Raw genomic sequence first — 15,107 nt, forward strand, 5'->3', positions numbered from 1 at the left:
TAACCCACACTTCCTTTAAAACATAAAATTACACATCTAAAATATCATACAATAAATAAAACGCTACGCTGGGCAGCGTATATAAACTTATGGATAGAATTCCTGCAAGCTATATTTACCTCGCAATTAGCTCCTAACAACAAATCAAAGAAGCGAGTAAAATATCTGAAGGATTCTTAGCCTGGGACCAGTAATCAACAGGCGGAAAAGGATCGCCAATAAAATTAGCCCATTCTTGCATACTCTCTATTGACCAACCCTCCACAATAGCCCCGAGGGTACAACCTGCCATACGCGCAAGAAGGGCTCCTTCCAATTTCTCCACATACTTATCTTTTTGAAATTTTTTCCATAACCTTCTAGGCCCATCCAGCCTTAAACTACGAATTTCATTTAAAGAATTTGGCTCTTGTCGAGCCATCTGTTCATCAATTGGCAGTTGATTTATACGAGAAATAGCATCTTCTAAACTTTTCTTGACTTCTTGAAGAATGCTTTCAACGCCCTGCGCACCGTATTCATATCGTAATTTTGCATATTCAACCAGGTGGTCAATGAGAAGATGGTAGTCGGGTATTTGTGGATACTCCATAATAACTTCCTCCTAATATTTTTGAATCCTGTATACGCCCTACCAAAATGACAATACAACTACTACTCCATTATACTCTTTTACCATATCATATTCAACTACCATTTATCAAAATATACCTCAATATTCCTTGAGTTTCGGCTCTATACTGGCCATCAACGAAAAATCCCTATCATCATGCAAAAGATACAGGTCATTTTCTATAGCAGTCTGAGCTATTAATAGATCAATGGTGCTGCGTATAGTAATTCCATGTTTTCTGCATCTAAAATACAGCTCTGCCGCCATCTCGTAAGATTTTCTCCCATATTTCAAATTAAAGAACCTCTGGCTTCCAAGATATTCCTTCAATAAATTAAATTCTCTTTTAGTCCTTGCTCCTTGAAGCACTTCCTGATATATGAAATCATTTATACCAAAAGGCAAATCATTTTTTATTATCATAACCAGTTTCTCAGTCTGCTTGTTTTTTATCCCTTTTAAAAAGGCTATCATCACCGATGTATCAACTAAAATCATGATTTCCCCTCATTTGTTTATAATCATAATCTTCAACAAAGCTTATCTTACCCTGAATATCCAAAAGATTTTTACGCCTCCGATTTTTTATCAGCTCTTCCAAAGCCAGGTTTACTACATCCTTTTTTGTCTTTAACCCTGTAAGCTTTTTAGCTTCTTCTATCAATTTTTCATCTATATAAATGTTGGTCCTCACATTATACACCTCCTCATGTGTATTTTAATACACATTTTATCCTATGTCAATTCATAATTTTCTGTCCAATTACTAACGCAAACAAGAAAAATAAAACACAATCACTTTCTATCTTTTGCAATAAACAAGTTTTTAACCCCTTCAACAGTGCTCTTTGTCCCTGAATACAATCCAGATGCCGCCAGGCCAAGAGCAAGTCCTACAAGTATTCCCTTTTTGATATCATCGGGCGAGAGGTATACCACTCCAATGGCTATCCCGAGCAATACCGACACAAGGGCAGCAAACTTGGATGGAAGCCCGATTTGCTTTAAAAGCTCCACTATGCCCACGATAAGCGGAATAATCGCAATATCATATATCGTCATTAAACCCCCTCCTAAAACATCATTAATTTTTTAACAGACTTCAAAAAATACGAGCCATACTCAAAATCCACCATTATCTTTTGCTGAAGTTAATACCTTAATCAAATCTATCAATATTATCAATATGCATGGAAGAGAAAAATAATCACAAAAAAACCAGGGAGCACATCCCTGGTTTTCCCCATATTACGTATTTCTCAAAAAATCTAAAACCTGTTGTATCTCATATGTGTTTATGACATCCTTGGCCTCAAGCCAGCCCTTTCTGGCAATCCCAATACCGTACTTCACGTCTTCAAGCCCTTCTATGCTATGGGCATCGGGGCATATGGCAAACTTTACCCCTCTTTCTTTTGCATGTTTTATGTACCGCCAATCAAGGTCTAGCCTGTAGGGACTGGAATTTATCTCAATAACCTTGCCATGTTCCCTGGCAGCTTCAATGACCTCATACACATCTATTTCATAGCCATCCCTTGAAAGCAGAAGCCTGCCGGTTAAGTGCCCTACAATGTGTACATGGTCGTTTTCAATGGCTTTTACTACCCTCCTCGTCATCTCTTCCCTGCCCATCTTGAAATGTGAATGGATGGACGCTATCACCAAATCAAACTTCTCCAAGACGTCATCGCCGTAATCAAGGGAACCGTCAGGCAGTATATCCACCTCTATGCCTTTTAGTATAACTATATCATCGTATTCTCTGTTTAAAGCCTCTATCTCTTCCCATTGCTCCAAAAGCCTTTCCTCGCTGAGCCCGGCGGCATAAAAGGCCGACTTGCTGTGGTCGGTAATGGCTATGTAACTGTACCCCAGCTCCCGAGCTCTTTGTACGATATCAGATAAGGAGTTTCGCCCATCGCTGTACGTCGTGTGCACATGGAATACGCCCTTTAAATCCTTCTCTTCCACCAGTACTGGGATCTCTCCTCTTTCGGCCGCTTCAATCTCGCCGGCATTTTCTCTGAGCTCAGGCGGGATATAACACAGATTGAGCTTTTCAAAGATTTCCTCTTCGGAAGCGCACCTTATTAAAACATCGCCCTTGAAAAGCCCGTACTCGTTCATCTTTATGCCCATGGCCTTTGCCCTGTGCCTCATGGCAGTGTTGTGTTCTTTGCTTCCGGTAAAATGATGCAGAGCATAAGGAAATTCCTCATCTTTCACTACCCTCAGGTCGGCATTGATACCCGAATTCAAAACGACACTGGTTTTGGTATCGCCTTTGGCCACCACGTCTTTGACGCCCTGGTAATTCACAAAGCACTCCATAAGCTTTTCCGGCTGAGCGGAGGTGGCCAGTATGTCTATGTCCTTTACGATTTCCTTCTTGCGCCGTATGCTGCCTGCAATCTCACACCTTATAACTAGGCCTGTACTCTCCAAATATTCTTTAAGCCTTACCGCTTCCTCGTAAGCCTCAAAATATAGATGATGGCCGCTGAACTGCTTTATGAACTGGATGCCTTCAAGGACTTTCTTTTGCGTCTTTTCGCCAAAGCCTGGGAGGCTCAATAGCCTGTTTTCGATACAGGCATACTCAAGTTCCCCTATAGTAGTAATGCCCAGCTTGTCGTACAATGTCTTTATCTTCTTAGGCCCCAGCCCGGGAATTTTGAGCATCTCCACAAGGCCGAGAGGCACAGACTGCTTCAATTCCTCATAGTACTTGAGCTTTCCCGTGGTTACAAGCTCGGTAATCTTTTTTTCAAGGGCCTCCCCAATGCCTTTTACATCCTTAAGACGCCCTTCTTTTACCATCGCCTCCAAATCTTCGTCAAGGACCTCAATAATACGCGCCGCATTGTAGTAGGCCCTCGATTTAAAGGGGTTTTCTCCTTTAAGCTCAAGTAGTAACCCAATCTCATTCAATATATCCGCCACTGTCTTTTTATCCATAAAGATTATCTCCTTATGATGTATTGTGTATGCTCTCGAAAAGTCTCAAAGCTTTGTTTTGGCTTGTTTGCAGATTCGGTTTTTAGACCTCTTAGATCTCCATTTAAAATTGCACTTTTTCTATATGAAAATTATACCACAACCTTGGTGTTTATCTTATAATATAAGTTCTCTTCATAAATAATTTAGTTGATAAACCTATAGAGCATCCCTCTACAAATTAAGTATCTCATTTATTTGAGGCAAATCCCACACAGTAATTATGCCCATAAGCTTGTCCTGAATATTACCGCTGTCGGTAATGAGCACGGCTTCCAGCTTGGTGCCTTTACGCTGAGCATGGTGAAAAATCTCGAGGACATCGAATAATGTGGCCTGCGAACTTACAAAACGATAGTTATCACAGTTGGCCTCATAGCAAGCCACATCCCTTATGAGGTAATCTCCCGGATTCAATATATTTTTATCCATGCATTCGCCCATCCACATTGTTATGGTATATGTGGTCAAGAGAAAGACAAACTCGCCGTCCCTCGTATATATAGGTATCTGAGAGTACTTTTTCCTGTACATGTTTATCATCGCGTTTCTAACGCTATCATCATCATACATCGTAAACACTTTTCTTTGGAAAGTGGGTATCACTTTGGGAGGCGATAATAGGTACTGGGCTATAAATTCAATGCTTTGCACCACCTCATCTATAGGAACGGCTATGGGCTGTTCTGTGGTCTGATGCACTATGGCATTTCTAAGCTGGGCAAACTCCCTCAAATCGTCTTTGTACTTATCCACCACATTGTTGAATTTGGATGCTCTACTTACAAGTTCCACAAATGAAACCCCTGGTTTGCTGTTTGTCTCCTTCCTCAAAAAGTTCTCGATCCTGTTGAAGGCATTCAAAAACCTTTCGGCATTTTCCAGGCTGTACACCTCCACACATCCCCCTCCCTTATAAACCATTCTACACCTATTCATCGATTTCTTCAAATGCGGAAAATACAGTTTTTTCTAGACAAGGCCCTAAAAAGGTATTCCCAGCCTCCTAACTCCCTCAACCAACATCTGCCATTCCGCTATCGTCCTGTTAAGATAATCAACACCTGCCGGAGTGATGCGGTAATACTTCCTGGCAGGTCCACTAGGAGAGTCTTTTATATACGTCTGCGTGTATCCTTCAGCGTTAAGTCGCCGGAGTATGGCATATATTGATCCATCGTATACATCGCTGAACTGGTCCTTAACAGCCTTCATTATTTGATAACCGTACAGTTCCTTATCCTTCAACTGATAAAGGATGCACAGCTCCAATACGCCCTTTTTAAGTTGTGTATTGGTAAATGTCAAACAAATAGCAGCTGAAAATTTACATAGAAAACGATATAGACATCTAGGAGCGATACAGAAAAGATGTACCTTAAAACATACAACAATGACGTGGCTAGACTTTTCATATGTAAAAACACAAAAAGAGGACAGCCCCCTATCAAAGCCTTATAGGCTCCTCGGGCTACCCCTCTTTTTAAATGCTTGGCATTTACTAAATATAGCTTTCCTGAGCACAACCTTCTTAATCCTGTTTTGAACCTCTCACGACCAAATCCGCGAGACTCCTGCTCTATTGACCTCGCAACCTACTATCTCCACAGGCGTAACTTCGGGTAGTTCCTACCCTACTGCGTCCTTACTCTCGACTGAAGTCACGAGTGTGCGGACGCTTCCACATCAACATTTCTATACCGTCTTCCTCGCAAAAAATTGAATGAGATTACTTTCCCTCGTACTCCCTCCATATTCCTAATACAACCAGCCTGTGCACCATTTTCATGCCAGGCTTATCTTTACCGGTGTACCGTTGGACAGGGTGTCGCTCACCGGGCATCTATCTTCTACGGCGTCAAGCCATTTAGACAGCGTTTCGGCATCGGCGTCGGTATCCACCTTTAAATTCACCCTGATCTCCTTGTACCCCGCCCTGTCAGCGGTAGACTTGCCCATAAACCTTGCGGGATTCAAATCTCCCTCAAGGTCGATCTCCAAGCCCCTTATTTCGAAGCCCATCTCTTTTGCCACCACATGGGCTACCACATTGATGCACCCAGCCAGAGCGGCCAGCAGATACTCCACCGGGTTGGCCCCTGCATTGGTCCCGCCCAAGCTCTCAGGCTCATCGATGACAATCTTAAATCCCCTTGTCTCCACCACCGTCTTGGTGGGGTTTTCACTGTAGGCTTTTGCTTTAAATTTCAAATCCGGCATATCATCATCTCCTAACAAAGTATTTTCTACTCCCTTGTGGTTGACTAACCCACCAAAGGAAGCAATGGTTACAAGAAACCCATTTACCATCATCAAAGCAAAAATTCTTATTTATTATGTTTACCCCTTTAGAAGACATTTAAAACACAAAAATATTTTACATAGATTTAACACAGGCTTGTCTCCAACTTTACATTGCCATTTTATACTGTTTAATGAAATCAAATAAATTCATGTTAGAAAGGAGAATACGTTATGAAAAAAACAATAACACTATTCATATGCGCAATATTCATGTTGACCCTTTTTGCAGGGTGTGGATCTAAGGATAACAACTCCGGAAGCAGCAAAGATGGTAGCCAATTTGACACCTCACGAGAAATTAACGTAATTTCTCGCGAAGAGGGATCGGGCACAAGAGGCGCTTTCGTAGAGCTGTTTGGCATTCTGCAGAAAGACAGCAGCGGAAATAAGATTGATTACACCACCGAAGAAGCACGTATAGCGAACAATACATCGGTAATGATGACGTCTGTCGCAGGAGACAAATACTCCATAGGATATATATCCTTGGGCTCTTTAAACGATACCGTAAAGGCTCTTAAAATTGACGGTGTTGAGCCCACGGTAGAAAATGTAAAGAGCGGCCAATATAAGGTTGCCCGTCCGTTTATCATTGTCACAAAAGGCGATATAAGCGACATCACAAAAGACTTCATCGATTTTATCTTGAGCAGCGACGGTCAAAAAGTGGTTGAAGAAAATGGGTATATACCGGTATCTAACAAACCTTCTTACAGCGGAAACAAACCCACAGGAAAAGTAGTAGTGGCGGGGTCTTCATCGGTATCCCCTCTTATGGAAAAGCTTAAAGAGGCCTACCTTGCAGTCAACCCCAACGCACAAATCGAGATTCAGACCAACGATTCGACCGCCGGCATCAACGCCGCCATAGAGGGCATATGCGACATAGGCATGTCTTCCAGAGAATTGAAAGAGAGCGAACTCAATGCCGGTTTGACCCCCATTACCATTGCCATGGACGGCCTTGTGGTAATCGTCAACAAAGAAAATCCGGTGGAAAACCTAACGAGTAAGCAGGTCAGGGCTATTTTCACGGGCGAAATAACGCAATGGTCCGAGGTTATGGAATAAATCCCTACAGATAAACCCTTCCAACAAAAAATTTTTTCGACAAAATCCATCCAGTCATTTTAATTTAAAGAAGATGGTGATACAACGATGAAACATTTCAGAGAAAAAATAATGCAAACGGTGTTTTTGCTGGCCGCCTGCACTTCTATCTTTGCGGTGGCCTTGATCTGTTTATTTTTGTTTGTTAACGGGATACCGGCTATGGCTGAAATCGGAGTACTGCATTTTCTCCTAGGAAAAAAATGGAAGCCATCCAGCGGCATTTACGGCATCTTTCCAATGATACTGGGGAGCATCTATGTAACAGCAGGCGCCATAGCAACAGGCGTTCCCATCGGCATACTAACAGCTGTATATATGGCCAAATTCTGCCCTAAGTATATATACCGTTTCTTAAAGCCCGCAGTCGACCTATTAGCCGGTATACCATCAGTGGTGTACGGCTTTTTCGGGCTTGTGGTGCTGGTACCACTGGTGCGGGATACCTTTGGTGGCAACGGCAGCAGCATACTGACAGCTTCCATCTTGCTGGGCATCATGATACTACCCACTGTTATAAGCGTAAGCGAGTCGGCCATACGCGCCGTCCCCGAGAGTTACTATCAGGGCGGCCTTGCTCTTGGTGCAACTCATGAGCAAAGCGTGTTCTTCATCACCCTGCCTGCCGCTTCCTCGGGTATCATGGCAGGGGTGGTACTGGCCATTGGTCGAGCAATCGGCGAAACCATGGCGGTCATAATGGTGGCCGGCAATCAGGCCAGGATGCCAGCCGGTCTGCTTAAGGGCATCAGGACATTAACCGCCAACATCGTCATTGAGATGGGCTACGCAGCTGAACTGCACAGAGGCGCGCTTATCGCCACCGGAGTGGTACTGTTCGTATTCATACTCATCATCAATCTCTCATTCTCCTTGCTTATAAGGAGGGCAAACAGATGATTAAAACAAAGGTGCAGAGTATACATCACAGGCTAAAGATGTACAGAAGGTCTCCTATTTCCCTTGTGCTTTTGTTACTGGTGGTATTATCCACTACCATTACCGTAACTATTCTGCTGTTTATCATCGGATACATCCTCGTTAAAGGGATTCCAAATATAACGGCTGACCTGTTTGCATGGGAATATACCTCCCAGAATGTGTCTCTTACCCCCGCCGTCATAAACACCCTTATTATCGTGATAGTGGCCCTCCTCACGGCTGTACCCCTGGGCATATTTTCAGCCGTTTATCTGGTGGAATACGCAAGGCACGGGAACAAGCTGATCGAGATAATAAGGCTGACCACCGAAACGCTGGCCGGCATCCCCTCCATTATCTACGGGTTATTCGGGCTGCTGTTCTTTGTTACAGCCCTTGGCTGGGGATTTTCCCTTTTGGCCGGGGCCTTCACCCTTACCATAATGATACTGCCTGTCATCATGCGCACCACAGAAGAAGCGTTAAAGGCCGTGCCCAATTCCTACCGCGAAGGAAGCTTTGCCCTGGGTGCAGGCAAGCTGCGCACGGTATTTAGAATTGTGCTGCCCAGCGCTATGCCTGGCATATTATCAGGTATCATTCTGGGCGTAGGAAGGATAGTCGGAGAAACAGCAGCACTTCTTTACACCGCCGGAACAGTAGCTGAAATTCCCAAAAATCTACTGTCATCCGGCCGCACCTTATCGGTGCATATGTATGTCCTTGCAAGCGAAGGGCTGTATATAAATCAGGCATACGCCACAGCAGTTGTACTGCTGGTCGTTGTAATGATAATAAACTGGATTTCAAATATGATGGCAAAAAAAATCACGAAAGGGTAATGGGATATGGTAAAAGTGACAATCAAGGATCTAAACCTTTATTATGGAGAACTTCACACTTTAAAGAACATCAATTTGGATATAGAAGCCAATAAGATTACTGCCCTCATTGGGCCATCGGGTTGCGGTAAATCAACCTTACTCAGATGTCTCAATCGCATGAACGACCTAATAGAAAACTGCAAAATAACGGGTAAAATACTGCTTGACGGGCAGGATATATACGATATCGACGTAAGCCTGCTGCGCAAAAGGGTGGGCATGGTATTTCAAAAGCCCAACCCCTTCCCCATGAGCGTTTATGACAATGTCGCATTTGGACCGCGCACCCATGGAATACGCTCTAAGGTAAAGCTGGATGAAATCGTTGAAAAATCTTTGAGGGCAGCCGCCATATGGGACGAACTAAAGGACAGGCTCAAAAAAAGCGCTCTGGAGCTGTCGGGAGGGCAACAGCAGCGGCTGTGCATCGCAAGGGCCTTAGCAGTAGAGCCCGAGGTCCTGCTCATGGATGAGCCCACATCGGCCCTTGACCCCATATCGACATCAAAGATAGAAGACCTTGTGATTGAGCTTAAGAAGAATTATACTATAATCATAGTCACCCACAATATGCAGCAAGCTGCCCGCATCTCAGACAAAACCATATTCATGCTAAACGGCGAAGTAATAGAGTACGACGATACTGAAAAGCTGTTCTTCATGCCACAGGATAAGCGCACCGAAGACTATATAACTGGGAGGTTTGGATAATGAGGAGAAACTTTGATGAGCAGCTTGAGCTGCTCAACCAGCAACTGATAGAGATGGGGGCTTTATGCGAAGCGGCAATATCAAAGGCCGCTAAAGCCTTGATAGACCATGACGATTCTTTGGCCCGTGAAGTCCTACGCATAGATACTGAGATCGATCAAAAAGAGAAGGACATAGAAAGCATGTGCTTCAAGCTCCTGCTCCATCAGCACCCCGTAGCCAGGGATTTGAGGCAGATCTCGGCAGCCCTTAAGATGATCACCGACATGGAGCGCATAGGGGACCAGGCAGCCGATATCTCCGAGATAATCCTGCTGGGCAATGTGCACACCCTGGACAATGCAGTGCACATAGGAGAGATGGCTAAGGCTACCATCAAAATGGTAACCGACAGCATAGACGCTTACGTTAGGAGAGACTTGGAACTTGCCAGGTCGGTAATCGATTACGATGATGTGGTGGATGACCTATTTAATCAGGTAAAAAAGGAAATCATAGATATGATAGGAAATGACAAGAAAAACGGCGAGTACGCGGTTGATTTGCTCATGATCGCCAAGTACTTCGAGAGGATAGGCGACCACGCCACCAACATTGCCGAATGGGTGGAATACTCCATAACAGGGGTCCATAAAGGTGGAGAGAGGATATGATATTCTTCGTCGAGGACGACGATAACATAAGGGAATTGGTGGTGTACACGCTACAAACGGTGGGGTTTGAAGCCCGTGGCTTTGAAAACGGCAAAGCCTTCTTTGAGGCGCTGTCAAATCAAAGACCACAGCTCATACTCCTTGACATAATGCTCCCAGATCAGGACGGGCTTAAGGTCCTCAAGAAATTGAGGTCTCACCCCACCACCAAAGATATACCCATTATAATGGTCACTGCAAAAGGAACCGAGTACGACAAAGTAATAGGCCTTGACAGCGGTGCTGATGACTATATCACCAAGCCCTTTGGCATGATGGAGCTTATTTCGCGCATCAAGGCGGTACTGCGCCGCACATCGGCCAGGGGAAATCAACCAACACAGATATTGACAGTAGGCCCCATAACTTTGGACACCGAAAAATACGAGGTTACCATAGAGGGAAAGAAACTTGAACTCACACACAAAGAATTCGAGCTGCTGCGCTACCTCATGGAAAATCAGGGCATTGTTCTCAGCCGAGACAAAATCCTTGAGGCGGTTTGGGGCTATGATTTTGACGGCGAAACCCGTACCGTTGACGTCCACATACGCTTGCTTAGGCAAAAGTTGGGCAAATGGGCTGAACTGATAGAGACAATACGGGGAGTGGGTTACCGAATTGGAGGACAAAGATGAAGCGCAGAATATTTCTGAGCATGTGCTTTCTAGCTGTGTTGACTATATTGTTGTCCGGCGCCATGACCTTTGCAGTGGTATACAGGCAAATATTCCACATCATGCAGAGAGAAATAGAAAAAGAGGCCTTCTATATCTCGGCAAGCCTTGAAAACGTAGAGGACCCGGTTCCAGTATTGCAGAACGTCTCAGCAAAGGCGCATCGCATCACCCTGATAGCAAGCGATGGCACTGTATTGTTTGACAACGCTGAAAAGCCAGAAAACATGGAAAACCACAGAAACAGGCCAGAAGTATTAGCTGCCTTAAAAAATGGCATAGGAAAGTCGGTACGCCTCTCAAGAACGCTGGGCAAGCAGACGTTCTACTGCGCCGTGCTTCTCAGAAATGGCATGGTGCTGAGAGTAGCAAATGTGGTTGACAGCGTCTACAGCGCCATGCTTAATTTGGTGCCCTATACACTGCTCATCACTGCCGTCACCATTGCTTTCGCCTTGCTTATTGCCAGCCGCGAGACCAAAAAAATAGTTGAGCCAATTAATGCGCTAAACCTCCAAAATCCATTATCCAATGAGGTCTACGATGAACTGTCACCCCTGCTCATGCGCATAGCCCAGCAGAACAAGCAGATAGAGGATCAGATGCGCGCCTTAAGGGAAAAGCACGAGGAGTTTAATGCCATAACCGAAAATATGAATGAAGGCTTGATACTTCTCAATGAAAAAGCCGATATCCTTTCAATCAACAAAAGCGCCATACGCATTTTCGGCGGCCACGATAGAAACAGCTACCTCAATAAAAACATCATCACCTTGAGCCGTGATTTAACTTTACGAGCGGCGGTAAAAAAAGCCCTTGAGGGTGACCACTGCGAAGAAATATTGGAAATGAGCAGCTGTCATTACCGTATTACAGCCAACCCCGTCTGGGCCAACGGACAGGTAAAAGGGGCAGTAGTCCTAATTCTGGATATAACCGAAAGGTATGCTGCCGAGCAAATGCGCCGCGAATTTTCTGCCAACGTATCCCACGAGCTTAAAACGCCACTCACTTCCATACTGGGCTATGCCGAAATCATTAAAAACAGAATGGTAAAGGAAGAAGACATCCCTCGCTTTGCCGAGCGCATATACAATGAAGCTCGCCATCTGATCTCCCTCATTGACGACATCATAAAACTTTCTCGCCTTGACGAGGAGCACATCGACATCCCCCGAAAAAAAGTGAGTCTGCTGGAACTGGCCAAAAAAGTATGCGCCCGTTTAGAACCGCTGGCAAAAGAAAAAGGCGTCACCGTCACTGTATCAGGAGACAAAGGCGTTGTCCTTGGAATAGAGGAAATACTGGAACAGATGATATACAACCTATGCGATAACGCCATAAAATACAACAAAAAGAACGGCAGAGTGGATGTAACGATCTTACAGCAAGATAATAAGGTTATTTTGACAGTTTCGGATACCGGAATAGGCATACCAAAAGAACATCAAAGCAGGGTATTTGAACGCTTTTACAGGGTAGACAAAAGCAGGTCCAGCCGAACGGGCGGCACCGGCCTGGGGCTTTCAATAGTGAAACACGGTGCAATGCACCACAACGCCAAAATAGAGCTGGAAAGCCAGCCAGGACAGGGCACAACAATAAGGGTGATTTTTCCTGTCCCCCACAGCTAATCAGCAAATCAGTATGAATCGGGTTTTAAAGAAAATCTAGCCAGAGTTTAAACATTATTTAAAAAGAGAAAAATTAGCAAACAAGACAAGCAGGAATATTTAAAACTCGAGTAGAAATAATTTTATAAACGAGATTAAAGGGGAGGTCTTGTAAATTATGAAAAGACAAAACCTGGACAGGAAATGGAAGTTCAAGCTCATAAGCACGTCGCTCAATCAGGAAATCCCATCCGAGTATACTGTAGTGGACCTACCTCATGACTTCAGCATAATTCAAAAGAGAGACCCGAACACGCTGGCGGGGGCCAGTAACGGATTTTTCCCCGGTGGCATAGGAATCTACGAAAAAACCATATACGCGCCAATTGAGTGGAAGGGCAAAAAGGTTATTCTGGAGTTTGAAGGAGTCTATATGAACGCATCAGTACACCTAAACAACCAGCTGATAGCCCGTCATCCGTATGGCTACACCAGTTTTCATTGCGATTTAACCCCGTATCTGCTGTACGGTCAGGACAACACCATCTGCGTCACCGTAAACAACAGTGCACTGCCCAATACCCGGTGGTACAGCGGCTCAGGAATTTACCGCCACGTGTGGCTGCTGATAGGCGAAAGCGTACATATAACGCCCTGGGGTGTATATGCGACAACCCCTAAAGTCTCCCCCGACTGCTCAACCGTCTGTGTAAAAACTACAGTGGAAAATATTACTGACAAACCCCAAAATGTCACTATTCGCTCCACACTACTAACAGATAACGGCAGTATAGCAGCAATGGACGAGATACAACTCAACGTTCCCGGTGAAAGTAAGACAGAAGCCCAGCAGGAACTTACTGTATCGCCCGCAAACCTGTGGTCAATAGAAAATCCCTATCTCTATACCTTGAAAAGCGAGGTTATAAAAGACGGCATAGTAATTGACACCACTGAAACCCGAATAGGAATAAGGTCCATTTCCTTCGATCCTCAAAACGGTTTTCGGCTAAACGGCGTCTCCATCAAGCTCAGGGGTGGCTGTGTACACCACGATTGCGGGCTGCTTGGAGCGGCAGCCTATGACAGGGCAGAAGAACGCAAAGTGGAACTTTTAAAGGCCAACGGTTTCAATGCCGTGCGCTGCGCACACAATCCTCCCTCGCCCGCTTTTCTTGATGCATGCGATCGGCTGGGAATGCTGGTAATCGACGAGGCATTTGACTGCTGGCGTGAGGGTAAAAACCCCAACGACTACAGCTTGTTTTTCGAAAACTGGTGGCAAAAGGATATAGAGTCCATGGTACTTCGCGACAGAAATCATCCCTGCATCATAATGTGGTCAACGGGCAACGAAATTATAGAGAGGGATGGGCGTTCGGAAGGTTACATTTATGCTCGGAAGCTGGCTGATTTCATCCGCAGCCTGGACAACACAAGGGCCATCACCAATGCGCTGTGCGACCTGTGGGACGATACAGCGGTCAAAGCGCTTAAGGTAAAGCTGGGAGACCTGCCTGAAGACTACGATGTCTGGAGTGAAGTCACAAAAGAATTTGCACAGCCATTGGATGTGGTAGGATACAATTATCTTTTAAAGCGTTATGAAAGCGATGGCAAGAAATTCCCTGGCCGTATAATCTGTGGCACCGAGTCTTTCCCGATGGAAGCCTTCGATATATGGACCACCATTGAACATCTGCCTTACGTAATAGGGGATTTCGTATGGACCGCCATAGATTACCTTGGCGAAGCCGGCATCGGACACGTATGGTACAACGGAGAAAAGAGCTTCCTGGGTAAATACCCGTGGCATCAGGCCTTTTGTGGAGATATCGACATATGCGGATTTAAGAGGCCCCAGTCCTATTACCGCGATTGCGTATGGGGCATCGCCAAAGCACCGTATATTGCGGTTTACAAGCCGGAATATTACGGTAAAGAAGCCGAAATCTCACGCTGGGGATGGCCTGACGTGGTTTCGTCATGGACCTGGCCGGGTTTTGAGGGCAAGCCCACCAGAGTGGACGTTTACAGCATGGACAGCGAGGTAGAACTCATCCTCAATGGAAAGTCGCTTGGCCGCAAACCCGCTGGAAAGCCCAACAGGTATATAGCCTCGTTTGAAGTGGTTTATGAACCTGGGACACTTGAAGCAGTGGGCTATAATGAAAAAGGCGTTGAAACTTCCCGTACCGTCCTTAAGACCGCAGGTAAACCGGCAGCTATTCGCTTAACACCCGACCGCAGCAAGCTAAACGCAAAATTTGGAGACCTGTCTTATGTTACCGTTGAAGTAGTAGACAATGAAGGAAATGTCGTACACAGTGCAGATACCAACATCTATTTCACCGCCAGCGGTGTGGGGTCGGTGCTGGCTGTGGGCAGTGGAAACCCTGTAAGCGAAGAGATGTACGTGGGAAACCAGCGCAGGGTGTACTACGGCCGTGCCATGGTAGTTGTGCGTGCCGACGGGGAGCCTGGCAATATCGTTTTGACCGCTTCAGCAGAAGGCATTCCTGCTACCCAAATAATTATAGAGGTTAAGTAAAACTGTTGTTTAATCAACATCAAACCTTACG

16 protein-coding genes are annotated in these 15,107 nt (G+C 45.1%); 8 read left to right on the forward strand and 8 right to left on the reverse strand.

Translation table 11 applies throughout. The annotated features are described in order from the left end of the window. Positions 1–133: 133 nt before the first annotated feature. The 8 genes from JOD02_RS04990 to JOD02_RS05025 form a co-directional block, all read right to left on the reverse strand. Positions 134–592, reverse strand: coding sequence for an ADP-ribosylglycohydrolase family protein (locus tag JOD02_RS04990; protein ID WP_204487536.1), 459 nt, complete (start codon positions 590–592; stop codon positions 134–136). A 120-nt stretch (positions 593–712) separates the two neighbouring features. Continuing rightward, entirely contained in the window at positions 713–1,111 is a 399-nt protein-coding gene (gene vapC, locus JOD02_RS04995; RefSeq protein WP_204487538.1) for a type II toxin-antitoxin system VapC family toxin, read from the reverse strand. After that, complete coding sequence (locus JOD02_RS05000; protein WP_204487540.1) at positions 1,098–1,307, reverse strand: type II toxin-antitoxin system VapB family antitoxin; 210 nt, start codon at positions 1,305–1,307, stop codon at positions 1,098–1,100. Before JOD02_RS05000 ends, vapC begins: the two co-directional genes overlap by 14 nt. Before the next feature lie 101 nt (positions 1,308–1,408). After that, the gene (locus JOD02_RS05005; RefSeq protein WP_204487542.1) at positions 1,409–1,675 is read right to left on the reverse strand and encodes a hypothetical protein; all 267 of its coding nucleotides are present in this window, start codon (positions 1,673–1,675) and stop codon (positions 1,409–1,411) included. Between the two features lie 186 nt (positions 1,676–1,861). Then, positions 1,862–3,574, reverse strand: coding sequence for a DNA polymerase/3'-5' exonuclease PolX (polX, locus tag JOD02_RS05010; protein ID WP_204487544.1), 1,713 nt, complete (start codon positions 3,572–3,574; stop codon positions 1,862–1,864). 213 nt (positions 3,575–3,787) lie between these two features. Next, a complete protein-coding gene (locus tag JOD02_RS11785; RefSeq protein WP_204487546.1) occupies positions 3,788–4,513 on the reverse strand; it encodes a CBS domain-containing protein in 726 nt (241 codons plus the stop codon). A gap of 84 nt (positions 4,514–4,597) precedes the next feature. Next, a complete protein-coding gene (locus JOD02_RS05020) occupies positions 4,598–4,921 on the reverse strand; it encodes a PadR family transcriptional regulator (RefSeq protein ID WP_204487547.1) in 324 nt (107 codons plus the stop codon). 477 nt (positions 4,922–5,398) lie between these two features. Continuing rightward, a complete protein-coding gene (locus tag JOD02_RS05025) occupies positions 5,399–5,833 on the reverse strand; it encodes an OsmC family protein (RefSeq protein ID WP_204487549.1) in 435 nt (144 codons plus the stop codon). 255 nt (positions 5,834–6,088) lie between these two features. Here JOD02_RS05025 and JOD02_RS05030 point away from each other — a divergent pair, with 255 nt between their 5' ends. From JOD02_RS05030 to JOD02_RS05065, 8 genes are all read left to right on the forward strand, one after another. Next, positions 6,089–6,988: a substrate-binding domain-containing protein gene (locus JOD02_RS05030; protein ID WP_204487551.1), complete on the forward strand. Its 900-nt coding sequence runs from the start codon at positions 6,089–6,091 to the stop codon at positions 6,986–6,988. Positions 6,989–7,075: 87 nt separating this feature from the next. After that, positions 7,076–7,927: a phosphate ABC transporter permease subunit PstC gene (pstC, locus tag JOD02_RS05035; RefSeq protein ID WP_204487553.1), complete on the forward strand. Its 852-nt coding sequence runs from the start codon at positions 7,076–7,078 to the stop codon at positions 7,925–7,927. Continuing rightward, entirely contained in the window at positions 7,924–8,790 is an 867-nt protein-coding gene (pstA, locus tag JOD02_RS05040) for a phosphate ABC transporter permease PstA (RefSeq protein WP_204487555.1), read from the forward strand. Before pstC ends, pstA begins: the two co-directional genes overlap by 4 nt. A gap of 6 nt (positions 8,791–8,796) precedes the next feature. Beyond that, positions 8,797–9,543, forward strand: a complete 747-nt coding sequence (gene pstB / locus JOD02_RS05045) for a phosphate ABC transporter ATP-binding protein PstB (RefSeq protein ID WP_204487557.1) — start codon at positions 8,797–8,799, stop codon at positions 9,541–9,543. Then, the gene (phoU, locus tag JOD02_RS05050; protein WP_204487558.1) at positions 9,543–10,196 is read left to right on the forward strand and encodes a phosphate signaling complex protein PhoU; all 654 of its coding nucleotides are present in this window, start codon (positions 9,543–9,545) and stop codon (positions 10,194–10,196) included. Before pstB ends, phoU begins: the two co-directional genes overlap by 1 nt. After that, entirely contained in the window at positions 10,193–10,873 is a 681-nt protein-coding gene (locus JOD02_RS05055) for a response regulator transcription factor (protein ID WP_204487560.1), read from the forward strand. The genes phoU and JOD02_RS05055 overlap by 4 nt, the downstream gene beginning before the upstream one ends. After that, positions 10,870–12,546: a sensor histidine kinase gene (locus JOD02_RS05060; RefSeq protein ID WP_204487561.1), complete on the forward strand. Its 1,677-nt coding sequence runs from the start codon at positions 10,870–10,872 to the stop codon at positions 12,544–12,546. The genes JOD02_RS05055 and JOD02_RS05060 overlap by 4 nt, the downstream gene beginning before the upstream one ends. A gap of 157 nt (positions 12,547–12,703) precedes the next feature. Beyond that, positions 12,704–15,076: a glycoside hydrolase family 2 TIM barrel-domain containing protein gene (locus tag JOD02_RS05065; protein WP_204487562.1), complete on the forward strand. Its 2,373-nt coding sequence runs from the start codon at positions 12,704–12,706 to the stop codon at positions 15,074–15,076. The last annotated feature ends 31 nt before the right edge of the window (positions 15,077–15,107 follow it).

Source organism: Caldicoprobacter guelmensis, assembly GCF_016908415.1.
GTDB classification, from domain to species: Bacteria; Bacillota; Clostridia; order Caldicoprobacterales; family Caldicoprobacteraceae; genus Caldicoprobacter; species Caldicoprobacter guelmensis.